This window comes from Mesorhizobium sp. M1227, from assembly GCF_040318315.1.
GTDB lineage: Bacteria > Pseudomonadota > Alphaproteobacteria > Rhizobiales > Rhizobiaceae > Mesorhizobium.
In genome coordinates, this window is the sequence record NZ_JAMYLZ010000019.1 from 56,901 (window position 1) to 81,365 (window position 24,465).

Below are 24,465 nucleotides of genomic sequence, written 5' to 3' on the forward strand. Positions count from 1 at the left end.
TCGATGAAAATAGCGATATTGACTGCTGCCGTGGTTCTGGCTGCGCCGACATTCGCCCTTGCCAAGGACAAGTGCGCCGATGCCAAGGATCAGGCCACCATGAATCAGTGCTTCGGTGCCGAGTTCCAGAAATCCGACAAGAAGCTCAATGAGCTTTACAAGCAGATCGAAGCCCGCCTGAAGGACGATGCGGATACCAAGAAGCTTCTTGTTCAGGCACAGCGGGATTGGGGCAAGTTTCGCGACGCGGAGTGCAGTTTTCAGACTGCTGGATCGGCCGGAGGAAGCGTAATACCGATGCTCATCGCGCAGTGCATGGACGGCCTGACGCAATCCCGTGTCAAAGCCTTCGAGGGTTACCTGAATTGCAAGGAAGGCGATCTGAGTTGCCCCGTTCCGGCCGCGAACTGACACGTGCTGCAACTTATTTGATCATGATGAAGCCGGCGGCGAGCATGACGTCGCTGCCAGATATGAACAATGCGAGGGGCATCATCACTGCGTGGGGACTTGAAGGAGGTGGATTGTGAAACGCTGCGGATCATCGCTCGCAATGGCGATTGCGGCATCTGTGCTGCTGGCATCTGCCGTGCCGGCAACAGCCCAGGATGACATGGGCTTCGACGTCAACGTCACGCTGTCCAAGAAAGCAGCCGCCAAGCTCGCGGCTGAAAAGGAGGGAATCGTCGTCTTCGCCTCCTATTACGGCGACCCCAAGCCGAGCGCCGCGAAGCACGCCAACGAAGTCGGCCTGATCGATCTCACACCGCACGACGAAGAGGTGGAGATACCGGGCACAGGCGGCCACGCCCGCATCAGCGGCGCCAAGGTCGACGCAAAGCGTCTCGACTGGCTTGCCGGCCCTCCCGATGTCAACGTCAACGTTGCGTCGGCGCGCAAGAGCAGCTCGGTCAATCTGCTCGGCTGCGATTTCATCGACGGTCCACTCAGCAACGTCCAAAGGGCGCCCGTGACGCTTCATTGCGGATTGATCGAAGAACATGTGGACACGAAGTTGAAGCCATAAGGCTCGCAAAAGTCATGCGCGTCCCCGGCGCCAACGGATCGGCGGCACGACCTGACCTACTTCAGGGAGGAGATATTCATGCGCCCACTGTTCGCTATCTGTGTCTGCCTGGCTATCATGTCCTTGTCTGCAGCCGCCCATGCCGAGCGCCGTTGTGGCTGGTACTCCAGCCCGACCCCCGGCAACCTCGTCCTGACCGACAGTGACGGGGATTGGTGGATCCAGATGCAGGGACGCCCGGATCCCAAGGGCATCGACAATGTGCCGGCCTTTGACGAGCGGCAATTCGTCGAGACCAATGTGCCTGGTTCGGGTCACGGCTACGGATGTGCGTGCGTGAACGTCGTAACCAACGCCAAGCAACAGAAGATCACCAGAGTGATCTCGGGCCAAATCCTTCCGCTGCTGCGCTGTCGCAACGACAGATCGCTGCCTAACCCGGACGGATAATTGTTGGATATCTTGTGGATACCATGGCTGACGGTAGGCAGCTTAGAGCATTGGATCAAGAAAAAGCCCGGCAAACCGGGCTTTTTCTTGGGTCTCTGAAACCGCATCAATCGGTTCGAAACGGGAATTTGGTGCCCAGAAGAGGACTCGAACCTCCACTCCTTGCGGAACACGGACCTGAACCGTGCGCGTCTACCAATTCCGCCATCTGGGCTGGTGCGCGCTCATTAAGCGGGCGAGGGATGAGTGTCAACGCGCTTTTTTGAAAGCCGCGTTCCTTCTCCGGCTCAATGCTCCAGCACTTCCTTCGACGCCACCGTGGAATCGGCGTTGAGCGTGTAGATGATCGGCACACCGGTGCCGAGCTCGAGCTTGACGATCTCCTCGCCCGATTTGCCGTCCAGCGCCATGATCAGCGCGCGCAGCGAATTGCCGTGCGCCGCCACCAGCACGGTGCCGCCGCGCAGCACATGCGGTTGCAGATCGTGCAGGTAATAGGGCCAGACGCGCGCGCCGGTGTCCTTCAGGCTTTCACCGCCGGGCGGCGGCACGTCATAGGAGCGGCGCCAGACATGCACCTGCTCCTCGCCCCATTTCTTGCGCGCATCATCCTTGTTGAGGCCGGAGAGATCGCCATAGTCGCGCTCGTTCAGCGCCTGGTCGCGAATGGTCTCGAGGTCGCTCTGGCCAACGGCGTCGAGAATATGCTGGCAGGTCTTCTGCGCCCGGATCAGCGACGACGTGAAGGCGATGTCGAACTTCATGCCGCGCGCCCTGAGCTTGGCGCCGGCCGACTTGGCCTCGGCATGGCCCAGTTCGGTCAGGTCGACGTCGCGCCAGCCGGTAAATAGGTTCTTCAGGTTCCATTCGCTCTGGCCGTGGCGCACGAGCACGAGAGTTCTCGACATATTTGCTCCTTCAAATCTTGTGGATCAGCCAAATCTTGTGGATCAGCCAAATCTTGTGGATCAGCCAAATCTGTGGATCAGCTTGTCAGGCCGAGCACGTCCCGCATCGAATAGAGGCCCGGCTTGCGGCCGCGCGCCCACAGGGCTGCCTTGACCGCGCCGCGGGCAAAGATCGCCCGGTCCTCGGCATGATGGGCAAGCGTGATGCGCTCGCCGGTACCGGCCAGCACCACACTGTGGTCGCCGACCACCGAGCCGCCGCGCAAGCTGGCGAAACCGATCGAGCCTGCCTTGCGCACGCCGGTATGGCCGTCGCGCACGCGAACATCGTTGCCGGCAAGTGCTACGCCGCGCCCGGCAGCGGCGGCCTCGCCGAGCAGCAGCGCCGTGCCCGACGGAGCATCGACCTTGTGCCGGTGGTGCATTTCCAGGATCTCGATGTCGAAATCGTCGGCATCGAGCGCGCGCGCCGCCTGCTCAACCAGCACCGCCAGCAGATTGACGCCGAGGCTCATATTGCCTGACTTGACCACCGTCGCGTGCCGCGCCGCCGCCGCGATCCTGGCATTGTCTTCAGCCGAGCAGCCGGTGGTGCCGATGATATGGACGATGCGCGCCTGCGCCGCATAGCCGGCGAATTCGACGGTCGCTGCCGGCGTGGTGAAATCGAGCACGCCGTCGGCCTTGGCGAAGGCCGGCAGCGGATCGTCGCCGATCGCCACGCCGAGCCTGCCGACGCCGGCCAGCTCGCCGGCATCCTTGCCGAGATGTGGCGAACCGGCCGGCGCGATGGCGCCGGCGACACGCGCGCCCGGTATCGTGTGGATGGCGCGGATCAGCGCCTGGCCCATGCGGCCAGCCGCGCCCACCACCACCAGGCCCATTTCACTCACGGTCGGCGTGTCGCTCATGAATGTCTCCCGACCGCCTTTTTCGCGTGATCATTTTGCGCCGCAGTCTGGATTGGCTTGGCGTCATCGACAAGCCCCAGCCCTTTCCTGCCTTGCACCCGATGGAACCGCGCATAGACGCTGTGCGGGTCGGCCATCAGCGAGGCATGCGTGCCCTGTTCGACCAGCCGGCCCTGCTCCAACACGATGATATGATCGGCATTGACCACCGTCGACAGCCGGTGCGCGATGACAATGGTGGTGCGCCCTTCCATGACATGGGTCAGCGCTTCCTGGACGCGGGCCTCGGCCTCGTTGTCGAGCGCCGAGGTGGCTTCGTCGAGCAGCAGGATCGGCGCCTGCCGAACGATGGCGCGTGCAATCGATACGCGCTGGCGCTGGCCGCCCGACAGCGTCACGCCGTTCTCGCCGACCGGCGTGTCGTAGCCTTGCGGCTGCTGGCGGATGAAATCGTGTGCCGCGGCCTGTTGGGCGGCGCGTTCAATCTCTGCGTCGGTGGCGCTCAGCCTGCCGTAGCGGATGTTGTCACGGATGGTGCCTTCGAACAGATAGGGCTGCTGCGATACATAGGCGATCGAGCCGCGCAGCGAATGCTTGGTGACCTTTGAAATGTCCTGGCCGTCGATTTCGATGCTGCCCGACTCGACGTCATGGAAGCGCTGCAGCAGCGCAACCAGCGTCGTCTTGCCGGCGCCCGAGGCGCCGACGATGGCGGTCACCTTGCCGGCGGCGGCGACAAAGGTCAGATCGTGCAGGACCGGCGCCTCTTCGACATAGCGGAAGGACACGTTGTTGAAGCGCACTTCGCCAGAGGTGAATTTCGCCTCGGCGGCTCCCGGCACGTCACCTTGCTGCGGCTCGAGGTCGAGAAGCTCGTAGATCATGCGCGCATTGACCAGCGACTTTTCCATGCCAACCTGCATACGCGCCAGCCGCCTGGCCGGATCATAGGCAAGCAGCAGGGCGGTGATGAAGGCAAACACCGCGCCCGGCGGCTGGCCGCCGACGGTCGCCCGGTAGCCGGAATAGGCTATGACGCCGGCGACGGCGAAGCCGGCCAGCATTTCGGAGATAGGCGTCAGCCGTTCCGAGACGCGGGCGATCTTGTTTGCCCGCTGCTCGGCGCCCGCGACGAGGCCGCCGATGCGGCGCGACAGCTCGTCTTCCAGGGTGAAGGCCTTGACGATAGCGATGCCTTGCGTCGCTTCCTGCATGGCGCCGATCAGCCGCGAGTTGATCTGCACCGATTCACGGGTGATGCGACGCACCCGGCGCATCAGATAGGTGACACTGTAGATCAAGGGCGGGCCGATCAGCAGCGACATCGCCGAGAGCATCGGGTCCTGCCAGATCATGACGCCGACTAGCGCGACAAGCGATACCGCATCGCGCGCCAGCGATGTCAGCGTCATCGACAGGAGATCGCGGATGCCGTTGACGTTCTCGTTGATCTGCGCGGCGAGCCGGCCCGAGCGGGTGTCATTGAAGAAGCCGACGCCGAGCTTCATCAGATGGTCGAAGATGCGGCGTTGATAGCGCGCCACCAGATTGTTGCCGATTTTGGCCAGCGTCACTGCCTGGCCGTAGCTGGCCAGGCCGCGCAGCATAAAGGCGGCCAGGATCGACACGCTGATCAGCGCGATAAGATCGCCGCGCCGTTGGTAGAAGATCTGATCGATGACATCCTTCATGATCCAGGCTGTGAAGGCGGTCGTCGCCGCGATCGTCACCAGGCACAGCACGGCAAGAGCATAGTACCAGCGATAATCGCGGCTGTTCTCGGCGATGATGCGGCGGATCACCGCCACGATCTCGCTGGGACGGACTTTCCCTTTGGTTGGTGCTGGAATTGTCACGTTGGAGCGCTTTGTGGTTTCGGTTTGGCCGGACTGCAATTCGGCAACCTCTTAACGCCCCGATGGCGGCTTGCCTATGGCCGGGGACGGGAAACTTCGTCGCGGCGCAGCTTGTGTCCTAAACCCGCCAGCGCCGCCCCGCCGTCTGCACGCCGAACAGCGACGGATTTCTGGCATAGGCGGCCAGCCCTAAAAGCGCCGCAAGCGGATGGGTGATGACGTAGACCGGCATGCCGCGCATCAGGGCGCTGTGCGGCGCCTTGTCCTCGAAGGCGGCGCGGAAATTGCCGGTGCGCAGCGCCGGCAGGATTTTTTGCGCGATGCCGCCGGTGAGAAACACGCCGCCGCGGCTCATGAACACCAGAGCGAGATCGCCGGCGGTGCGCCCTAGGCAAGTGACGAAGATCGACAGCGCCTCTTCGGCCACCGGATCGTTCTTTGCCAGCGCCGCGGCGGTGACCTCGGCAGGCGTTGTAAAGGGCGACGGCTTGCCGTCCGCCTTGGCCACCGCCCGGTAGGCATTGACCAGGCCGCGTCCGGACAGGATCTGTTCGCCGGAGATGCGGCCCTCGAGCTTCTCGATATGCGGAAACACCTGGAAATCGCGCGGTGAGCGCGGGCCGATATCCATATGGCCGCCCTCGCCGGGCACCGGTATCCAGTGATGCAGCGCATAAACCAGCCCGGCGACACCGAGCCCGGTTCCCGGGCCGAGCACCACCCGCCCGGAATTCGGTTCCGGCTCGTCGCCGCCGATCTTTTCCATATGCTCTTCGCCGAGCGCGACGACAGCCAGCGCCTGCGCCTCGAAGTCGTTGAGCACCACGACGTCGCTGAGACCGAGACTGGCGAACATCTGTCTCGGCTTGACGATCCATGGGCAATTGGTAAGCGGGATCTCGTCGCTTTCGACAGGACCGGCTACCGCCAGCACAGCTGAATTCGGCCGGACCGACGAGCGGTCGAGCACGGCCGACTGGATCGCCTCGTCTATCGTATTGAAGTTGGCGGTCTGGACGATCGTCGGCTCGCCGGCCTCGGAATTTGCGTCGAGCACAATCGAGAAGCGCGCATTGGTGCCGCCTATGTCGCCGATCAGGATCGGAAATCGCAACAGAGTGTCGTCGTCGCTTACGCCTGGCATGCTCTCGTCCGTTCCCGACGCGTATCGCCGTTCTCTCGTTGACTAGCGCATGACCGCAAAAAGGGAAATCGGTTTTCGAAGTGGAGATGCACGGATGCAGACAGCAAACACGCTGCCCGCATCAGTGCCCCGGTCGTGGCCGCGGCAGCGGAATGCCGATCTCGGGGGTCGCCACAAAGGCGTTCGCCGAGGCCGGAAGCGCTGCCGCGCCGGCTGCGACCGTCGGCGGCGGCGAAGACTCTGCCGCGAGAGCGGGTTCTGCTGCGATCGGTACGCCGTCACCATAGTAGGTGACTGCTTCGGCCGAGGGCGGAGCCGGCGCGTCGAGCACGAACTGGCATTGTCTGGGCAGGTTCGCCATCGTCATCACGTCGCGTGCCTTCGGCTTGTCCGGGTTCTTGTTGGGGCGCCACGGCCCCTCGGTGAACCACCAGGCCAGCGCCTGGTCGCAGCCATCGCCCGGCGCCGTCGCTTCCTGCGCCTTGCAGTCGGGTGATCCAGCCTGGCAGCCGATGCGAATGTGGAAGTGGTAGTCGTGGCCCCAGAACGGCCTGACCTTGCGCAACCAGCCGCGGTCGCCTTTGACCGTGTCGCAGAGCTTCTTCTTGATCCCTGGATTGACCAGGATGCGCTCGACTTCGGGATAGCTCGCGGCGCGCTGCAACAACCGCGTGTGCATCGGCGTCCACAGCCCGTCCTTCACCAAATGGGTCTTTTCATCGACCATCAAGGTAGCGCTGATGTTTTCGCGCTCTTCGGCCGAGAGCTTACGGTCGGGCATCGGCGTCAGCCAGATGTCGGCGTCGAGGCCGATCTGGTGCGAGGCATGGCCGGTCAGCATCGGACCGCCGCGCGGTTGCGAGATGTCGCCGATCAGCAAGCCCGGCCAGCCGTCGGCAGCGGCATCGCGCGACAGTTTCTCGATCAGCGCGATCATTGCGGGATGACCCCAGCGGCGGTTGCGCGACGGTCGCATCACCTCCCAGTGCCGGCCGTCCATGGGTAGGGCGACGCCGCCGGAAAAACAGCCTTTGGAATAAAAGCCGATCGATTGCGCTGCTGCGAGTGCCGGCAGCTTTTTGGCGCCGAACAGGTCCTTTGCCCGTTGCTCGGCGCTCCCTGGCTGCGTTGCAAGCGCCGCCAAGCCGGCGATGGCCAGTACTGCCGTCAGCAGCAGCGTTTTGCCCGGCAAGGCTCGCGCTAACGTCTTCCCCAAGCTGGACCCCTCCGCGATTTGAACCGCATCATACCATAGCCCGCGCAACGTATCGATCATGACCGTTTCATCGGGCTGCGCGCCTCGCCGTCGCGCCAGTCGCCGCTCGCCCACATGGCATCGAGCGCCGAGCGATAGTCGGGAAAGCGAAAACCATAACCGGCCGCCTTGATTGCCGCGTTGGCGACACGCTTGTTCTCGCCGTAGAAAGACCGCGCCATGGGCGAAAGTTGGGCGGTCTCGAACGGAATTTCGGGCGGCGGCTCGATGCCCATCAATTGGGCGGCATAGGCGACGACGTCCTGCGGCGGCGCCGGCAGGTCGTCGGTGACGTTGAAGATGCCGCCGCGATTGCCCTCGGCGAGATGCCAGAGCGCACCGGCAATATCGTCGCAATGGATGCGGTTGAACACCTGGCCCGGCTTGACCAGCCGCCGCGCAGTGCCGTTTTCCAGGTTGACCAGGGCGTTGCGGCCCGGCCCGTAAATGCCGGAAAGCCGCAGGATCGCCACCGGCCGGTGGATGTCATGGCCCAATTGTAGCCAATCCTGCTCGGCTGCGACACGCATCACCGACCGCTTCGACAACGGCCGGCATTCGGCGGCCTCGTCCACCCAATTGCCGCCACGGTCGCCATAGACGCCGACGGTGGAGAGATAGGCGATCCATTCGAGCTCCGGCATGTTGGCCGCGATCTCCTCGCGTGCCGCGCCCAGCATCGGGTCGCCGGCCTCGTCCGGCGCGACCGAGACGACGAGATGGGTTGTCTTCCCAAGGGCATCGCCGATTTCGGAGGTCAGCGTGCCATCGAAACGCAGCGGCACGATACCGGCTTGCCGCAGCGCCGCGAATTTTTCCAGCGACCGTGTTGTACCGAAGATCGTTGTGTCGGCATCCCTGTTGGCGCGGGCGAAGGCCTTGCCCGAATAACCGGCGCCGAAGATGAAAATCTGCTTTTTTGTCATGTATGCGCCTCGATCGGCTTTGGCAGGGCCAGAAGCCATTCGCCCCTCACCGCCTCGTCATGTTCTGCTTGCAAAGCGGCTGCGGCACGTTCGGCGAACTCCCGACCCGGCACCAGCCGCGACAGCGCCCATACCGCAGCTCCGCGAACCAGGGGCGAGGCGTCGTCGAGCAGCGCGCGAACGGCGCCGGCCAGCGACAAGTCCTGGGAATTGCCGGCCGCTATCAGCACGTTTCGGATAAAACGGTCGCGGCCGATGCGCTTGATCGGCGAGCCCGAAAAAAGCGTGCGGAAGGCAGTGTCGTCGAGACGCAGCAGCTCGGCGAGCGGCGGTTCGCGCAAGTCCGCGCGGGCGGCAAGCTTTGCCTCCGAAGCGGCTTGGGCGAACTTGTTCCACGGGCAGGCGGCCAGGCAGTCGTCGCAGCCATAGATGCGATTGCCGATCTTTTCCCGGAACTCATGCGGGATCGGTCCTTTGTTCTCGATGGTGAGGTATGAAATGCAGCGCCGCGCATCGAGCCGGTAAGGCGCCGGAAAGGCGTCCGTCGGGCAGGCGTCGAGGCAGGCCCGGCAGGAGCCGCAATGATCGTTCTCAGGCGCGTCCGGCACCAGCTCGGCCGTCGTGAAGATGGTGCCGAGGAACAGCCAGGAGCCATGCGCGCGGCTGACCAGGTTGGTGTGCTTGCCTTGCCAGCCGAGGCCGGCCGCCTCGGCCAGCGGCTTTTCCATCACCGGCGCGGTGTCGACAAACACTTTCACGTCCCCGCCGGCGCGCGCCACGATCTTGCCGGCGATCTCCTTCAGCCGGCCTTTCATCACGTCATGATAGTCGCGGTTCTGCGCATAGGCCGAGATCGCGCCACGGTCGCGCTTTGCCAGGATGTCGCGTGGGTCGTGGTCGGGGCCGTAATTCATCGCCAGCACGATGATCGAGCGGACCTCTGGCCAAAGCGTCGTCGGTTTGCCTCGCCGCTCGAGCGTTTCGGCAATCCAGCCCATCGAGCCGTGAAAGCCGTCGGCAACGAATTCGGCCAGCCGTTCCGGCGCCTGCGGAATCGCATCGGGCGTGGTGACGGCAACGGCGTCGAAGCCGGCATTCCGCGCCTCGCGGTCGATCAGCGCGCGCAGCTTTGCCGTATCAGAAATCGAGATCCGCATAATGTGACACCGGCGACAGGCCGCGCACCCGGTCGGACAGAAGCGGCCGGAACGAAGGCCGTGATTTCACCCTTGTATACCATTCGCGCGCGGCGCTGTGTTCGCGCCAGTCGATCTCGCCGAGATAGTCGAGCACCGACAGTGCCGCCGCCGCCGCGAGATCGGCATAGGTGACCTTGTTGCCGGCCAACCAATGACGGGTGCCGGCCAGCCAGTTGGTGTATTTCATGTGCTGGCGGATATTGGCGCGGGCGGCGCGGATCGCCGCCGAATCGGGCGAGCCGCCGCCTGCCGTTTCCGGCATGACCGGCTTAAGGACGCGCTCGCGCACTAGGTGCCGGGTAACCTCGCTTTCCGCCTTGTTGAGGTACCAGTCGGTCAGCCGTCGGATTTCGGCGCGCTCCATCGGATCCTCGGCGAACAGCCGCTTGTCGCGCTTGAGTACCCCGCGCGTCTCATCGAGATATTCGGCGATAACCATCGCGCCGACGATCGGCACGTCGCCTTCGGCGAGCAGGATCGGCAGCGTGCCGGCCGGGTTCAGCGCCAGGAACTCCTTGCGCCGCGTCCACGGCTTCTCTTCGATCAGCGCCAGTTCCTCGCCATACTCGCCAAAGGCAAGGCGGACGAAGCGGCAGCTGGCGAACATCGGATGGTGGAAAAGCGTCAGCATGGTCCCGCGATAATAGAGCGCACTGGCAAATCGCCGGCTGCGCCGGTAAGTCTTGGCCGCCCGATTCAGCGGGCTGTCAGGGTGCTGCGTCCTATAGGGGGAGTTCCGCGCCGTGACAAGCAAGCCCTTTTCTCACGCCCTCACTCCAACGCCGAGGTTGCCATGGAAAGCCAGACCGTCGTCGAAGCGCTGCTGCTCGGCATGCTCGAGGGCCTGACCGAGTTTATTCCGGTGTCTTCAACCGGTCATATCCTGCTTGCCGGCCATTTCCTCGGCTTTCATTCGACCGGCAAGGCCTTCGAGATCCTGATCCAGCTCGGCGCCATATTGGCGATTCTCAGCGTCTATTTCCGCCGTCTCTGGAAGATGCTGCTCGAGCTGCCCTACGATCGGCTGACGCGGCATTTCGTCCTTGGCATCCTCATCGCATTCCTGCCGGCGGCCATTATCGGCGCGCTGGCGCACGATTTCATCAAGACGGTGCTGTTCGAATCGCCGCGGCTGATCTGCATCATGCTGATCATCGGCGGTGTCATCCTGCTGCTGGTCGATCGCATGAAGCCGAAGCCCTATTACCACGATGTCGAGCGGTTTCCGACCAGGCTTTATCTGCAGATCGGGCTGTTTCAGTGCCTGTCGCTGATCCCCGGCACGTCGCGCTCGGGTTCGACCATCGTCGGCGCGCTGCTGCTCGGCGTCGACAAACGGGCGGCGGCGGAATTCTCCTTCTTCCTTGCCATCCCGACGATGGTCGGCGCCTTCGCCTTCGACCTGTTCAAGAACCGCAATGTGCTGAGCAGCGCCGACCTGCCCATCATCGCCGTCGGTTTCGTCGCCGCCTTCGTCACCGCGCTAATCGTCGTGCGCTTCCTGCTCGACTACGTCTCGCGCCACGGCTATGCGCTGTTCGGCTGGTGGCGTCTGGTCGTCGGCATCGTCGGCCTGGCGGGGCTGGCCATCTGGGGATGAGCCGGCGCGGATAGCGCAATCCCAGCCGGAACTCTATTCTTGCCCGAAGCCGAGCCACACGATCTTGTGGACGTATGGTTGGCAGGGGAATGCATGAGCGAAGTTCTTGATGCCCTCGTTATTGGCGCCGGTCCGGCGGGACTCGGCGTCAGCTACTTCTTGAAACGGCAGGGCCGCGACCACCGTGTGCTCGATCGAGGCCGGATTGGCGAAACGTGGCGAACGCAGCGGTGGAACTCGTTTCGACTGAATTCGCCGACCATTCGCTCCATCTTACCCGGTGATTCCTACGAGGGGCCCGAGCCGTGGGGCGCGATAACCCACCACGAATTTGTCGCGTATCTCGAAGGCTATGCCGAGCGGCACCGCCTGCCGGTAAGCACCCAAACTCCGGCGCAAGAGCTGACGAGAGACGACGGGATCTTTCGCATCACCACGACGGACGGGGCATTTCTGGCGCGCAATGTGGTGATCGCCACCGGCGACCAGAATCGGCAGGTCCGGCCAGCAGGGTCGGCGGATTTGCCAACCGCAATTCGTCAAGTCGATTCCTCGGCTTATCGCAACCCGGCCGAGTTAGAGAGTGGCGCGGTGCTGGTGGTCGGCAGCGGTCAGTCGGGCGGCCAGATCGCCGAGGATCTGGCGCTGGCCGGACGTGCGGTCTTTTTGGCGACCAGCCGCAACGGCCGTTGGGTGCGGCGCTACCGCGGGGGCAACATACTTAAATGGCTGACGCTGTCCGGTTTTCTCGACGTTCCGCGCAAGGAACTCGTCCTCCCCTCCGGCAAGCTGCAGGCCCGCGCGCTGGTCGGCGCGACCCATACGATCAGCCTGCAATCGCTGAGTGCACAGGGCGTGGTGCTGCTCGGCCGCTTCAGGGGTGTGGAGAACGGCAACCTCGTCTTCGGCGACGAGCTCGACGACCATATGCGGTTTGCCGACGAGGTCTCCGCGAATGCCAAGCGCCTGGTTGACGAGTACATCGAGCGCGCCGGCCTCGAAGCGCCACTGGCCGAGGATGATCCAGCCGAGACGATTGAACCGCGCTTGCCCGATCCTCCGATCCGCTCCCTCGACTGGACGGCGAGCGGCATCAGATCAGTGATCTGGTGCACCGGCTTCACCGGCGATTTCTCATGGGTTCGGCTTCCCGGCGCGCTCGATGCAGCCGGCCAGCCCGTCCACGAGGATGGCGTCGGCGTTGTTCCAGGTCTCTTTTTCGCCGGCCTCGATTTCGGATCGACGCGGAAGTCGGGCACCATACCGGCCATTCCAGAGGAGGCGGCCGCCGTCGTGGAGCGACTCGTCCAAGCGGGAGCCGACTTGCCACGGAACGACGTCTAAACGAGCCGTCGAACGCGGGTTCTTGAACGTGCAAGAACATGACAGCTCTGGCGCGATCAAGACGACGCACGCTGCCTTTTGTCGAAGCGCACCGACAATTTTCCGTAGTCCGATTGGTGCGACAGCCAGAAATCGCCGGCACCTTCGATACGGCGCTCCGATTCGTGGCCGACTGCATCCATTGCCTCCATCAACGTGCGGCGGCCTTGACCTCGGCGTCTTGACCTCGGCTGGTCGTCGTCGTGCTGACAGCACTGGCAATATGGGGTGAGCCGGCGCAGTCGTTCGGAATGGTCGACCCGGAGACGCCAAAGGAGGTGCATCAAGGCGCGCGATCGGTCAGCGCGTTCGCACCTTCCTCCGCGGCGCAATGTGCGCAGCAGTAGATGATGTCATCCTGTTCGACGCCATGTCCGATGATCCGGCATCCGCAATGCGGACATATCGGAGCAAGTTTCTGGACCGCGCATTCGAAGCTGTCGAACGTGTAGGTCTCCTCGGCCATCGTCACTTTGAAAGCCTTGTCGTAGTCATTCCCGCATTGATCGCATCTGGCCATAGTTCGTTTCCTTCTTTCACGGCTTCAAGCTCGACCAACCTGTCGCGCGGCGATAGGTTCCCGCCAGGATCAGGGGGCCGTCCTAAGGCGGAGACGAGCGCGAGCCTACGCCACGGCGCTGTTCGATCGCACGGATCACCTCGTCGATATCCCGCGGCTCGATGTCGAGTTCCTTCAGGCCAGGCGCGTCGATTGCTGCCACATTGTCCTGACGCATAAGATCGATCTGGTTGCGCGTTATGGGGGCAGCCGGGAGGAGTTCCGCGACGCCAGCCAAGGCGTTCCATACCGCAAACGGCACCGGCATCAGCTTGACGTGCGTATCGAGCTGTCGGGCGATCTCCCGAAGCAGTTCCTTATAGGTATAGATGCGCGGGCCACCGAATTCGAATATGGATGAACCCGTGTGGGTTCGCCCGTCGATCAGCCGGCTCACTGCTTCGGCGACGTCTGCCACATGGACCGGCTGAAGCCGTGTGCCACCATCGCCGAACAGCGGATAGACCGGCAGGAGGCGTATCATCCTCACAATGGTCGTGAGGAAAGCGTCGTCAGGTCCTGTCATGACGGCGGGACGCACAATGAAAGCGCCGGGAAATGCGCTTTCCACGGCACCTTCTCCGCGCCCACGCGCCCTTATGTAATTCGAATCCGATTGAGGATCGGAGCCGATCCCTGAAATCAGGACGAACTGGTCGATCGCGCGGTCGCGCGACGCGGCAGCGAGATCGGCCGCGGCTTTCACATGCACGCGTTCAAAGGTCTGGACGCCGTGCTCGACGTAAAGACTGACAGCATTCACGACCGCCTGTGATCCGGTAATGGCCGACCCGATCGAGGACGCATCCAATATATCCGCCTCGACTGCCTCGGGCATCCTTGTAATCGAGGAAAAGACCAGGGCCACGCGAGCTGGATGGCGAGATGCAGCGCGCACCGTGAAACCTCTTTCCAGGAGCCGCTTCACGATCCTGCGCCCGAGAAAGCCGGTTCCGCCGAACACGGTGACGATCCGTACCGGGTTGAGATCGTCGGGATCCATTTGCCTCGCCATCCCTTTGTCCTCGCATAGCTGCCACGAGGATTGCCCTGGCCGGCATTTGAACCAGCCCGTCGAACATCAGGACGATTGGGGAACAACGCAGGAACGCTTTTGTTCCAGTCAGCGCTGGGCGGATGCTTGACAGATCGGCAAACCATGATCTGAACCGCAGGCGCAGCAAAACGGCCCCACTTCGGGAATAGCCTAGTTCCGCCCGTAGAAAACGTTCTCGACATGCACCGGCCAGCGCCACGGCAGCACCGCCACCATGTCGAAGCGCACCGATAATTTTCCGTAGTCGGATTGGCGCGACAGCCAGAAATCGGCGGCGCCTTCGATGCGGCGCTCCGATTCACGGCCGACTGCTTCCATTGCCTCCATCAGCGTGCGGCGCGCCTTGACCTCGACGATCAGCACCAGATCGCCGCGCCGCGCGATCAGGTCGATCTCGCCGAACCTGGTGCGGTGGCGGCGGGCCAGAATTCGGTAGCCTTTCAGCATCAGCGCCGCCGCCGCCAGCCATTCGCCGTGATGGCCGCGCCGGTAGGCCTTTTGTCGGCTGGCGCTCGGCCGTTCAGCCATCGCCGTCTCCGCCGGTCCCGTCTCTTCCGGCATTCTTGAGGTCGAGGAGCCGACGATAGAGCGCCTGCTTCTGGCCACCCGTCATCTTGGCGGCTTCCGCCGCTGCCTTGGAGGCCGGCATCTCGGCGGCGAGCGAAAGCAGCAGCCGGTCGATGTCTTCTGGCTCATCAGCGACCGCATCGGCCGGGCCGACGCAGATGACGATTTCACCCTTGGGCGTATCGGCTCCCGCATAATGGCTGGCGAGCGATTGCAGGGTGTCGGTCCGCATCTCCTCGAAGGTCTTGGTCAGCTCGCGGCCGATCGCCGCCTTGCGGGCACCGCCCAGCACCTCGACCATGGCACTGAGCGTCTCGGCCAGCCGGCGCGGCGATTCGAAGAAGATCAACGTTGCCGGCACCGCCTTCAGCGCTTCCAGCCGCGTCAGCCGCTGCCCGGTCTTCACCGGCAGGAAGCCGGCAAACAGAAACGCGTCCGAGGGCAGGCCGGATGCCGTCAACGCGGCAAGTGGCGCCGACGGTCCGGGGATCGGCACGACACGAATGCCGCGATCCAGCGCCTCACCGACCAGCCGGTAGCCGGGGTCGGAGATGAGCGGCGTGCCGGCATCCCAGCTCAGCGCTACGCTTTGGCCGGCCTCGAGCGCCGCGATCAGCTTCGGTCCGGCCTCGCCGGCATTGTGCTCGTGGTAGGCGGTGGTGCGGCGGCGGATGCCGTAGCGGTCGAGCAGCACGCGGCTGACACGTGTGTCCTCGCAAGCGACGATATCGGCGGCGGCGAGCGTTTCCAGCGCGCGCAGCGTGATGTCGGCGAGATTGCCGATAGGCGTCGCCACCAGGTAGAGCGCCGGCTCGAGCGGCCGGGCGGCGATTTCGGTCTGCCCGACCACGTAACTGCGTTTGGCCGATTCGCCGGTCACCTGCACAACTCCGTTCGACCCTGTTTGGCACGGCTCACGCTTGGTTGCAAAAGCCTGGGTTGCAAAGGCCCTGGTTCCAAAAGGGATGCCGACGTGAACCAGCCGCCATGCCTTCGCCATAGTAGGGAACGAAACCGTTGCCGGCGAATTTTACACCTGATCTCGGGAGGAGCAGGATGAACAGCCTGACGATACAGGACGTTTTCGAACCCTACTATGCCGGCCGCAAACGCTTCGCCGCGCCATGCGACAAGAACCTGCCTGCCGAAGCCGCAGATGGCAGAGCCAAGAAGCCGCTTGCACGCCAGCGATCGGCAGAGAGCAAGCCCGCAAACGAAACCGCCCGCACGATGGAGCACTGACCGGACGATGCCCAATCGCTTCGACATTTTCATCACCCGCCTCGAAACAAAAAGCGCCCGCGATGGCGCAGCGTCACATTCCACAGACGACCAGCACCATGCCTCACGCGACAAAAGCGAGATCAAGCCGGCCCGTTCCGGAGAGACCAGCGAAAAAGATCGCGCCAAACACCGCCACAAGCACGAGGCTTGACCACCGCAGACCTTCGCGATTGGTCGAGACAGCTCTCGAAAGCGCGGTTGCGCATGCTCCGCGATGTATCATTCAACCCAGATACTTCGAGACACGCGCCTCCAGCAGGCCCACCAGAGCCGGGTCCATGAATGCATAGTCGTCGGGAATATCGAGGCAGATTACTCGAGCCTTTTTCAGGCTTGTCTTGAATTTCTGCTGCAGTTTGGCGCGGTGCGTTTTTTCCATCACGAAGATGATGTCGGCCCAGGCGACGAGTTCATGCGTCAACGGAATGTCGGCATCGTGATTAGTGCCGGCCGAAGCGACCTCGATGTCCCGCCGCTTGGAAAACACCTGCTCCGCCGTCGGGCTGCGCAAGCGATTCTGGCTGCAGATGAAGAGAACGTTCTTCAACGCGCTATCTGGCCAAATCCGCCACGACCGCATCGAGCACGATCATGCCGGCCGGCGTGGCACGCAGGCGGGCATTGCCGATCGGCGCCACCAGGCCTTCGTCCTGCAGCACCGACAGCCGTGCCGTCGACAGGCCGCGCCCTGAAAATGCCTCGTAGCGGGAAAGGTCGATGCCTTCCGCCAGCCTCAGCCCCATCAGCAGGAACTCGTCGGCCTCTTCCGACCGCGTCAGGATCTCGCCGCCGGTAACGCCATGGCCCTTGGCCTCGACCAGATTGGCCCAGGTCTCCGGCATTTTCTCGGCGATCGTCACCACGCGCCGGCCATTTTCGACGAACCGGCCATGCGCGCCGGGACCGACGCCGACATATTCGCCATAACGCCAGTAGGTGAGATTGTGCCGGCTTTCGGCGCCGGGCCTGGCATGATTGGAAATCTCGTAGGCCGGCAGTCCGCGCGCGGCGGTGATCTCCTGTGTCAACGCATAGAGATCGGCGGCAAGCTCATTGTCTGGAATGATGAACTTCCTTGCCGCATGCAGCGCATGGAACGGCGTGCCTTCCTCGATGGTCAGCTGATAGAGCGACAGATGGTCTGCGGCGTGGCCGATCGCCTGCTCGAGCTCCGCCTGCCACGCTTCCGGCGTCTGACCGGGCCGCGCGTAGATCAGGTCGAACGACAGCCGTGGGAATATCTCGCGCGCCAGGCCGATCGCATGCAGGGCCTCATCGACATTGTGCAAACGGCCGAGGAAGCGCAGATCCTTGTCGTGCAGCGCCTGCACGCCAAGCGATACCCGGTTGACGCCGGCCGCGCGATAGCCGCGAAAGCGCTCGGCCTCGACGGAGGAGGGATTGGCCTCCAGTGTCACCTCGATGCCATCAGGCACCGTCCAGTTCTTCGCCACTGCATCCAGCACCGCCGCCACGGTCTGCGGTTTCATCAGCGATGGCGTGCCGCCGCCAAGAAAGATACTGGTCACCTCGCGCGGCCCGGTGCGGCCGCGCATCGTCGCCAGCTCGGTCTCGAAGGCGCGGGCAAAACGCTCCTGGTCGACCGGCTGGTGGCGGACATGGCTGTTGAAGTCGCAATACGGGCATTTGGCCGCGCAGAACGGCCAGTGGACGTAGACGCCGAAACCAGGCCTGCGGTCGAGCAGCATGGTCATACGGCGGCCAATCGGGCTTGCGCGAATTTCTGGAAGGCGCGGGCACGGTGCGACAATGCGGTTGGCTGGCCGGGCTTCCAGCCATGCTTGTCCTTCGCGCTCATCTCGCCGAAGGTCTTCTCGAACCCATCGGGCAAGAACACCGGATCGTAGCCGAAGCCGAGCTCGCCGCGCGGCGGCCATACCAGCGTGCCCTCGACCTCACCGCGAAAATATTCCGCCTGGCCATCGGGGAAGGCCAGGCAGATGACCGCGACAAAGCGGCCCTTGCGCTGGGCAGGCGTGATCGCGCCAACTTCTTGCAAGGCCACTTCCGTGCGCTGCATGGCCATGCCGAAGTCGCGGGAGCCGTCCGGCGTCTCAGCCCAGTTGGCGGTGTAGACGCCGGGTGCGCCGTCGAGCGCATCGACACACAGGCCGGAATCGTCCGACAGCGCCGGCAATCCAGTGGCCTTGGCGGCGGCCAAGGCTTTTATGAGGGCGTTCTCCTCGAAAGTGGTGCCGGTCTCGTCCGGTTCCGGCAGGCCGTATTCCTTTGCGGACTTCGCTTCAATGCCGAATGGCGCCATCAGATCGGCGAATTCTCGCAATTTGCCGGCGTTGTGGCTTGCGACGATGATCTTATGCCCATCAAGCGAATGAATAGTTGGCGAATGCATCAGATGCCCCAAATTCGTGGCTCGGCGAATTCGATCGAATTGCCGGAGGGATCGCGAATATAGATCGAGCGGCCGCCTTGCGGCCACTCGAACTCGCTTTCGATGGCGATTTTCTTCGCCTCAAGATGCGCTTTCCAGCGTGGGATTTCATCCGCGCTTGCGGCGAAGCAAAGATGGCCCTGGCCGACCGCGCCATGCGGCGGCACGGGCAGCTTGGCGTCGGCCCGCGGCGGCACTTTGGTGGCCTCGGCATTGAAGATAAGCAGCACGCCGTCGCCGCAGCGGAAGAAGAGATGCCTGCCATCGACTTTACCGAGCAGATCGAGCCCGAGCACGCCCGAATAGAACCGTTCCGCGGCAGCAAGGTCGGTCACGTAGAGTGCTGATTCCAGGATTGCGGAAGGAGTCACAGGATCGCCAATCTCATCAATATTGGACCGCAGCTAAGCCACCGCCATTTGCTGCAAGCTGACCAGGCGCTGAATGCCTTTCTTGGCGAGCCCCATCAGCGCCGCGAACTGCTCTTCCGAGAACGGCTCGCCCTCGGCCGTGCCTTGGATCTCGACGATGCCGCCCTTGCCGGTCATGACGAAATTGGCGTCGGTGCCGGCCGAGGAATCCTCGATGTAGTCGAGGTCGATGACCGGCTGGCCATCATGGATTCCGCAGGAGATTGCCGCAACGTGATCCTTCAGCACCTTGCTCAGGCTCGCCATCTGGCGGGCTTCCATCCAGCGCAGGCAGTCGTAGAGCGCCACCCAGCCGCCGGTGATCGAAGCGGTGCGCGTGCCGCCGTCGGCCTGGATCACGTCGCAGTCGACGGTGATCTGCTGCTCGCCGAGCGCCTGCAGATCGACCACGGCGCGCAGGGAGCGGCCGATCAGCCGCTGGATTTCCAGCGTGCGGCCGCCTTGTTTGCCGGACGAAGCCTCGCGGCGCATGCGCTCGCCGGTCGAACGCGGCAGCATGCCGTATTCCGCCGTCACCCAGCCCTTGCCGGAGTTGCGCATCCAGCCCGGCACCTTTTCCTCCAAGCTGGCCGTACACAGCACATGCGTGTCGCCGAACTTCACCAGGCACGAGCCTTCCGCATGCTTGGAGACGCCGCGCTCGAAGGAGATGGGGCGCATTTCGTCGAATTGGCGTTTGGAAGGGCGCATTCAGGCTTCTTTCTTTCTTCGGAATCTTGGCCGGGGAATCTTGGCCGGCTTGTAGCCGCACGGGGCGTGAGGCGCAAAGGAAAATGGACCGGTTGCGCCGACACCGCGGAAGTCTATATCTTCGGGGCGGAGGTTTTTGGCTCGAAATGACAAAGGCAGTCGATCCCGGTTTGCAGTCGCACGTGCTCCCGTCGCACGCGCTGCAATCGCCCGCGCTTCAATCGCTCGACATGCGTTCGCGCGACATCTTCCGGCGTATCGTCGATTCCTATTTGAGGGATGGCGAGCCGGTCGGTTCGCGCAGCTTGTCGCGCATCCTGCCGTCGTCGCTGTCGCCGGCCACCATCCGCAACGTGATGAGCGACCTTGAGCATCTCGGCCTGATCTATGCGCCGCACATTTCGGCTGGCCGGCTGCCGACCCAGGCAGGCCTGCGCTTCTTCGTCGATGCTTTCATGGAACTTGGTGACCTCTCCGACGAGGAGCGCCGCACCATCGAGGCCCAGGTGCGCGCCTCCGGCTCGGGCGCAACTCTGGAGCATATGCTGACCGAGGCCAGCCAGATGCTGTCCGGGATGTCGCGCGGCGCCGGCCTCGTGCTCGCCGCCAAGAATGAGGCGGCGCTTAAGCACATCGAATTCATCCAGCTCGAGCCGACCAAGGCGCTGGCCGTGCTGGTCTCGCAGAACGGCGACGTCGAAAATCGCGTCATCGATCTGCCCGCCGGGATCACCATCTCGCAATTGCACGAAGCCTCTAACTTCCTCAACGCCCATATCCGCGGTCGCACCCTGGCCGAGGCGCGGGTCGAGATCGCCCGCATCAAGGAAGAGACCAGGGCGGCCCTCGACACGCTGTCGCAGGATCTGGTCGAGAAGGGCCTGGCGGTCTGGGCAGGCGCTGAAAGCGGCGTGCCTGGGCGGCTTATCGTGCGCGGTCGCGCCAATCTCCTGGAAAACGTCACTGCCCAGGCCGACATAGAATTGCTGCGGCATCTGTTTGAGGATCTGGAGACGCAGGATGGGCTGATCCAGCTTCTCGACCTCGCCGAGGCAGGCCCAGGCGTGCGCATATTCATCGGTTCGGAAAACAAGCTGTTTTCGCTGTCTGGCTCCTCGCTGGTGGTGGCACCCTATCGCGACAAGGACGCGCGTGTCGTCGGTGCGCTCGGCGTCATCGGGCCGACGCGGCTGAATTATGCGCGCATAGTACCGATGGTCGACTATACGGCGCAGCTGATTTCGCGCATGCTGAGCTAGGAGCCGCCGCGGGCCTGCCGCAAGGAGGAGAAAAGAATGGCGCTGGAATCGTTCAAGGCCCAGATCAGTCTGCTGCTCGAAGAAATGATCAACCAGCCAGAGGATCAGCACGAGGTACAAGAGCAGTTGCGCGAGAAGCTGCAAGAGATGCGGGCGATGGGTTTACCGCTGCCGGCCGATCTGGTCGCGCTGGAAAAGCGCCTCGACGACGACTTTTACGCCTCTGGCAACTGAACGGGTTCGGCTTCAAATCCTCGTGTGCTGGACGGCCGCTTGGAACGATCAATGCCTGATGCCGTTTGCCCCTGTTCGAGGCGAATCCCGGAGGACGTTGATGATCCGACCTGGCGGCTTTGCGGCCTTGGCCGCTGCCCTCCTTGTTGCGACACCGGCAGCCGCCCAGCAGGCGGACCAGAATGTGCTCAAAGGCGAAGCCGCGTTTGGCGATTGGCACGCCGACAGGCCTGGCGTCCGACGCCTGATTGGGCCGCGAGACATGCCGGCAGCCGACCCCGCCCAATCCGCTTCGAACGGCGCCGGCGTGGCGGAACGGCCCGAAAGCGCCAAGCCAGAATTGCCGTCGGGCTTTTCGGCTGAAATGATCGCATCCGGCATCGTCAATCCACGTGTCGTGCGCGTCGCTCCGAATGGCGACCTGTTTGTTGCCAACAGCCATGCCGACCAAATACGCGTCTATCGTCTCGCCGAGGGCAGCGCCAGGCCCATCGAGAAAGCGATCTTCGCCAAGGGGCTCAATTATCCCTACGGCATCGCCTTCTATCCGCCAGGAGACAAACCGCAATGGGTTTATGTCGCGAACAGCGACAGCATCGTCCGCTTCCCCTATCGCGATGGCGACCTGAAGACATCCGGCAAACCAGAAACCATTGTCGCCCAAATCCCGTCGGGTGGTCACACGACCCGCGACATCGCCTTCTCGCAGGACGGCAAAACGCTTTATTTGTCGGTTGGCTCCGCCTCGAACGTAGCCGAGGATATAGGCAAGGAGCCGGATAGCGGCCTCGACGCCTGGGCCAAATCAAAGCCGCTCGGGGCGGCCTGGGGCTCCGAGGACGGCCGTGCCGATGTGCTCGCCTTTGACCCGGATGGGAAAAATCCCCGAACTGTCGCCACTGGCCTGCGCAACTGTACGGGCATGACCGTGCAGCCCGCCACCGGCGCATTGTGGTGCGTCGTCAATGAGCGCGACGAACTCGGCGACAATGTGCCGTTCGAATTTGCAACGGCGGTCAAGGACGGCGGATTCTATGGTTGGCCTTGGTACTACATCGGCAATAACGAGGATCCGCGCCATCAGGGCGAGCGGCCAGACCTCGCCGGCAAGGCCACTGTCCCCGATGTATTGATGCAGGCGCATTCGGCGCCGATGAATATAGCCTTCTACGACGGCAAGAACTTCCCGGCGGATTATCAGGGTGACGCCTTCGTCGCCATGCATGGTTCGTGGAACCGTGGCGCCAGGACCGGCTACAAGGTGGTGAGGCTCAAATTCAGGGATGGCAAGCCGACAGGCGAATATGAGGACTTCATGACCGGCTTCGTCATCTCGAACGACGCCGTCTGGGGCCGCCCGGTCGGTGTCGCGATGGCCAAGGACGGCTCCCTGATCGTCACAGAGGACGGTAACGGCACCATCTGGCGCGTTACCTACGAAGACGGCCGCTCCTGAACGGCGGTGTCGCCTGCTGCGCTGGCGCAATCGAATCCGGCCCGAGGGAATTCACCCAACTTCAACATTGTGCGACAAGCGCCAATCATGACACTCACCGGGTTCCTCGCCTATAGTGCTGCCCTCGGCATCGCCGCGGCCATCCCCGGCCCAGGCGTCACCGCGCTTGTTGCGCGTGCTCTGGGTTCCGGCTTCCACTCGTCGCTGGCCATGTCGTTCGGGCTGATGCTCGGTGACCTGACCTATCTCACTGCCGTGGTGCTCGGCCTGGCTTTCGTCGCACAGACTTTCGGCATGGTCTTCCTGGCCATCAAATGGCTGGGCGTCGCCTACCTCGCCTTTCTTGGCTGGCGTTTCTGGACGAGCGGCATCACGCCCGAAACGGTGGAGGCGAAGAAAGGCAAGGGCGGCTTGGCATCCAGCTTTGTAGCCGGCCTTGCCGTCACGCTCGGCAATCCGAAGACGATGATCTTCTATCTTGCCATCACCCCGACCATCGTCGATCTGAAGACGATCACGCTGGCCGATTACGGCATCCTCGTCGCGCTCACCATCGTCGTCCTGCTCGTCGTGCTGGTGCCCTATCTGGCGCTGGCGGCCAAGGCGCGCTGGTTCCTGAAGTCGCCGCGGGCGCTGAGGGCACTCAACCGCACCGCCGCCGGCTTTATGGTCGGCGCGGCGGCGGCAATTGCCGCCCGCCAATAGATCTCTTTCGCCAATCCGCCCAAGGATTGCCACCCCTTGCAAAGGCGGGGGTACTCAGCACGAACTTCACTCGGATATTTTTCGATCGACAGCCTATCTTGCGCGGTGGATGGCTCTATCCTATGCCCGCGCGACTCTTGCCGCTTTACCTCTGGGAGGAAATCAATGAACAAGCCCGCCACCCCCACACACGTGCCCGGCCGCGGCCGCATCTACAATTCGATCACCGAGACGATCGGTGACACGCCGCTGGTGCGGCTTGATAAATTCGCCAGGGAGAAGGGTGTCGTCGCCAATCTGCTGGCCAAGCTCGAATTCTTCAACCCGATCGCCTCGGTCAAGGACCGCATCGGCGTGTCGATGATCGAGGCACTGGAGGCTTCCGGCAGGATTACGCCCGGCAAGACCACCCTGATCGAGCCGACCTCGGGCAATACCGGCATCGCGCTCGCCTTTGCCGCCGCTGCCAAGGGCTACAAGCTGATCCTGACCATGCCGGAAACCATGTCCGTCGAACGCCGCAAGATGCTGGCTCTGCTCGGTGCCGAACTGGTGCTGACCGAAGGGCCGAAAGGCATGAAGGGCGCCATCGCCAAGGCGGACGAGCTGGCGGCAACGCTGCCCGACGCTGTCATTCCGCAGCAATTCGAAAACCCGGCCAATCCGGAAATCCATCGCCGCACCACGGCCGAGGAAATCTGGAACGACACCCATGGCGAAGTCGATATCTTCGTTGCCGGCATCGGGACCGGCGGCACCATCACCGGCGTCGGCCAGGTGCTGAAGAAGCGCAAGCCCTCGGTGCATGTCGTCGCCGTCGAACCGGAAGCCTCGCCGGTGCTGTCGGGCGGCCAGCCAGGCCCGCACAAGATCCAGGGCATTGGCGCCGGCTTCGCGCCAAAAATCCTCGACACGACGATCTATGACGAGATCGTCAAGGTCTCGAACGAGGATTCGGTTGCCAATGCACGGCTCGTCGCTCGGCTCGAAGGTGTGCCGGTCGGCATCTCGTCGGGGGCCGCCCTGCAAGCGGCGATCGTCGTCGGCTCGCGGCCCGAGAACAAGGGCAAGAACCTCGTCGTCGTCATCCCCTCCTTCGCCGAGCGCTATCTCTCGACGATCCTGTTCGAGGGATTGGGCGCTTAGACACG

At 63.4% G+C, this 24,465-nt stretch carries 29 protein-coding genes and 1 tRNA gene; 12 read left to right on the plus strand and 18 right to left on the minus strand.

The annotated features are described in order from the left end of the window. The first annotated feature begins 3 nt into the window (after window positions 1-3). The 3 genes from NKH28_RS21110 to NKH28_RS21120 all read left to right on the plus strand — a co-directional run bounded on the left by NKH28_RS21110 (window position 4) and on the right by NKH28_RS21120 (window position 1,477). A complete protein-coding gene (locus NKH28_RS21110) occupies window positions 4-411 on the plus strand; it encodes a lysozyme inhibitor LprI family protein (protein ID WP_352473552.1) in 408 nt (135 codons plus the stop codon). Window positions 412-553: 142 nt separating this feature from the next. Continuing rightward, on the plus strand, window positions 554-1,027 hold the full coding sequence (locus tag NKH28_RS21115; protein ID WP_352980341.1) for a hypothetical protein: 474 nt from the start codon (window positions 554-556) through the stop codon (window positions 1,025-1,027). A 78-nt stretch (window positions 1,028-1,105) separates the two neighbouring features. Beyond that, complete coding sequence (locus tag NKH28_RS21120; RefSeq protein WP_352980342.1) at window positions 1,106-1,477, plus strand: DUF4087 domain-containing protein; 372 nt, start codon at window positions 1,106-1,108, stop codon at window positions 1,475-1,477. A 129-nt stretch (window positions 1,478-1,606) separates the two neighbouring features. Here NKH28_RS21120 and NKH28_RS21125 read toward each other — a convergent pair. The 9 genes from NKH28_RS21125 to NKH28_RS21165 all read right to left on the minus strand — a co-directional run bounded on the left by NKH28_RS21125 (window position 1,607) and on the right by NKH28_RS21165 (window position 10,307). After that, window positions 1,607-1,691: transfer RNA gene (locus NKH28_RS21125), tRNA-Leu, on the minus strand. Window positions 1,692-1,764: 73 nt separating this feature from the next. Next, a complete protein-coding gene (locus tag NKH28_RS21130; protein WP_352473555.1) occupies window positions 1,765-2,385 on the minus strand; it encodes a 2,3-bisphosphoglycerate-dependent phosphoglycerate mutase in 621 nt (206 codons plus the stop codon). Window positions 2,386-2,462: 77 nt separating this feature from the next. Continuing rightward, window positions 2,463-3,296, minus strand: coding sequence for a 4-hydroxy-tetrahydrodipicolinate reductase (gene dapB / locus NKH28_RS21135; RefSeq protein ID WP_352683980.1), 834 nt, complete (start codon window positions 3,294-3,296; stop codon window positions 2,463-2,465). Further along, window positions 3,293-5,152, minus strand: a complete 1,860-nt coding sequence (locus NKH28_RS21140; RefSeq protein WP_352980343.1) for an ABC transporter ATP-binding protein — start codon at window positions 5,150-5,152, stop codon at window positions 3,293-3,295. Before NKH28_RS21140 ends, dapB begins: the two co-directional genes overlap by 4 nt. 118 nt (window positions 5,153-5,270) lie before the next feature. Beyond that, window positions 5,271-6,296 carry a glucokinase gene (locus NKH28_RS21145; protein ID WP_352473558.1) on the minus strand — a complete coding sequence of 342 codons (1,026 nt, stop codon included), beginning with the start codon at window positions 6,294-6,296 and terminating at the stop codon, window positions 5,271-5,273. 121 nt (window positions 6,297-6,417) lie between these two features. Then, complete coding sequence (gene mepA, locus NKH28_RS21150; protein ID WP_352980344.1) at window positions 6,418-7,512, minus strand: penicillin-insensitive murein endopeptidase; 1,095 nt, start codon at window positions 7,510-7,512, stop codon at window positions 6,418-6,420. Window positions 7,513-7,568: 56 nt separating this feature from the next. Beyond that, window positions 7,569-8,477: an SDR family oxidoreductase gene (locus NKH28_RS21155; RefSeq protein WP_352614731.1), complete on the minus strand. Its 909-nt coding sequence runs from the start codon at window positions 8,475-8,477 to the stop codon at window positions 7,569-7,571. Next, window positions 8,474-9,634 (minus strand): tRNA epoxyqueuosine(34) reductase QueG, encoded by a 1,161-nt coding sequence (queG, locus tag NKH28_RS21160; RefSeq protein WP_352473562.1) that lies wholly within the window; start codon window positions 9,632-9,634, stop codon window positions 8,474-8,476. The genes NKH28_RS21155 and queG overlap by 4 nt, the downstream gene beginning before the upstream one ends. Next, the gene (locus NKH28_RS21165; RefSeq protein ID WP_352476844.1) at window positions 9,615-10,307 is read right to left on the minus strand and encodes a glutathione S-transferase family protein; all 693 of its coding nucleotides are present in this window, start codon (window positions 10,305-10,307) and stop codon (window positions 9,615-9,617) included. Before NKH28_RS21165 ends, queG begins: the two co-directional genes overlap by 20 nt. Window positions 10,308-10,469: 162 nt before the next feature. On the opposite strand from NKH28_RS21165, the gene NKH28_RS21170 reads away from it, so the two are divergent. Beyond that, complete coding sequence (locus NKH28_RS21170) at window positions 10,470-11,276, plus strand: undecaprenyl-diphosphate phosphatase (protein WP_352473563.1); 807 nt, start codon at window positions 10,470-10,472, stop codon at window positions 11,274-11,276. Between the two features lie 93 nt (window positions 11,277-11,369). Continuing rightward, window positions 11,370-12,620: a flavin-containing monooxygenase gene (locus NKH28_RS21175; protein ID WP_352980355.1), complete on the plus strand. Its 1,251-nt coding sequence runs from the start codon at window positions 11,370-11,372 to the stop codon at window positions 12,618-12,620. A 322-nt stretch (window positions 12,621-12,942) separates the two neighbouring features. On the opposite strand, the gene NKH28_RS21180 is transcribed toward NKH28_RS21175, so the two are convergent. From NKH28_RS21180 to rsmI, 4 genes are all read right to left on the minus strand, one after another. Continuing rightward, complete coding sequence (locus tag NKH28_RS21180; RefSeq protein ID WP_352926009.1) at window positions 12,943-13,179, minus strand: metallothionein; 237 nt, start codon at window positions 13,177-13,179, stop codon at window positions 12,943-12,945. An 82-nt stretch (window positions 13,180-13,261) separates the two neighbouring features. Continuing rightward, a complete protein-coding gene (locus NKH28_RS21185) occupies window positions 13,262-14,233 on the minus strand; it encodes a complex I NDUFA9 subunit family protein (protein WP_352539784.1) in 972 nt (323 codons plus the stop codon). 192 nt (window positions 14,234-14,425) lie between these two features. Beyond that, entirely contained in the window at window positions 14,426-14,803 is a 378-nt protein-coding gene (locus NKH28_RS21190; RefSeq protein WP_352451879.1) for a YraN family protein, read from the minus strand. After that, a complete protein-coding gene (gene rsmI / locus NKH28_RS21195; protein WP_352980345.1) occupies window positions 14,796-15,722 on the minus strand; it encodes a 16S rRNA (cytidine(1402)-2'-O)-methyltransferase in 927 nt (308 codons plus the stop codon). Before rsmI ends, NKH28_RS21190 begins: the two co-directional genes overlap by 8 nt. A 176-nt stretch (window positions 15,723-15,898) precedes the next feature. Between rsmI and NKH28_RS21200 the strand changes: the two genes are divergently transcribed. Together NKH28_RS21200 and NKH28_RS21205 are read left to right on the plus strand one after the other, a co-directional pair. After that, window positions 15,899-16,084 (plus strand): hypothetical protein, encoded by a 186-nt coding sequence (locus NKH28_RS21200; protein WP_352473567.1) that lies wholly within the window; start codon window positions 15,899-15,901, stop codon window positions 16,082-16,084. A 7-nt stretch (window positions 16,085-16,091) separates the two neighbouring features. Continuing rightward, window positions 16,092-16,277, plus strand: a complete 186-nt coding sequence (locus NKH28_RS21205) for a hypothetical protein (protein WP_023678976.1) — start codon at window positions 16,092-16,094, stop codon at window positions 16,275-16,277. A gap of 72 nt (window positions 16,278-16,349) precedes the next feature. On the opposite strand, the gene NKH28_RS21210 is transcribed toward NKH28_RS21205, so the two are convergent. From NKH28_RS21210 to rph, 5 genes are read right to left on the minus strand one after another with little or no spacing between them, the layout of a single operon-like run. Then, complete coding sequence (locus NKH28_RS21210) at window positions 16,350-16,673, minus strand: low molecular weight protein tyrosine phosphatase family protein (protein ID WP_023678977.1); 324 nt, start codon at window positions 16,671-16,673, stop codon at window positions 16,350-16,352. Between the two features lie 4 nt (window positions 16,674-16,677). Continuing rightward, entirely contained in the window at window positions 16,678-17,841 is a 1,164-nt protein-coding gene (gene hemW, locus NKH28_RS21215; RefSeq protein WP_352770195.1) for a radical SAM family heme chaperone HemW, read from the minus strand. Beyond that, a complete protein-coding gene (rdgB, locus tag NKH28_RS21220; protein ID WP_352614790.1) occupies window positions 17,838-18,485 on the minus strand; it encodes an RdgB/HAM1 family non-canonical purine NTP pyrophosphatase in 648 nt (215 codons plus the stop codon). Before rdgB ends, hemW begins: the two co-directional genes overlap by 4 nt. A gap of 14 nt (window positions 18,486-18,499) precedes the next feature. Next, on the minus strand, window positions 18,500-18,910 hold the full coding sequence (locus NKH28_RS21225) for a VOC family protein (RefSeq protein ID WP_352473571.1): 411 nt from the start codon (window positions 18,908-18,910) through the stop codon (window positions 18,500-18,502). A gap of 33 nt (window positions 18,911-18,943) precedes the next feature. Continuing rightward, entirely contained in the window at window positions 18,944-19,660 is a 717-nt protein-coding gene (rph, locus tag NKH28_RS21230; RefSeq protein ID WP_352684003.1) for a ribonuclease PH, read from the minus strand. A 146-nt stretch (window positions 19,661-19,806) separates the two neighbouring features. On the opposite strand from rph, the gene hrcA reads away from it, so the two are divergent. The 5 genes from hrcA to cysK all read left to right on the plus strand — a co-directional run bounded on the left by hrcA (window position 19,807) and on the right by cysK (window position 24,460). Beyond that, complete coding sequence (hrcA, locus tag NKH28_RS21235; RefSeq protein ID WP_502893799.1) at window positions 19,807-20,919, plus strand: heat-inducible transcriptional repressor HrcA; 1,113 nt, start codon at window positions 19,807-19,809, stop codon at window positions 20,917-20,919. A gap of 36 nt (window positions 20,920-20,955) precedes the next feature. Further along, entirely contained in the window at window positions 20,956-21,153 is a 198-nt protein-coding gene (locus tag NKH28_RS21240) for a hypothetical protein (protein WP_023678983.1), read from the plus strand. 100 nt (window positions 21,154-21,253) lie between these two features. Next, window positions 21,254-22,609 (plus strand): PQQ-dependent sugar dehydrogenase, encoded by a 1,356-nt coding sequence (locus tag NKH28_RS21245; protein ID WP_352473575.1) that lies wholly within the window; start codon window positions 21,254-21,256, stop codon window positions 22,607-22,609. An 87-nt stretch (window positions 22,610-22,696) separates the two neighbouring features. Next, window positions 22,697-23,314, plus strand: a complete 618-nt coding sequence (locus NKH28_RS21250) for a LysE family translocator (protein WP_352614746.1) — start codon at window positions 22,697-22,699, stop codon at window positions 23,312-23,314. 165 nt (window positions 23,315-23,479) lie between these two features. Then, window positions 23,480-24,460 carry a cysteine synthase A gene (cysK, locus tag NKH28_RS21255; protein WP_023718844.1) on the plus strand — a complete coding sequence of 327 codons (981 nt, stop codon included), beginning with the start codon at window positions 23,480-23,482 and terminating at the stop codon, window positions 24,458-24,460. Window positions 24,461-24,465: the final 5 nt, after the last annotated feature.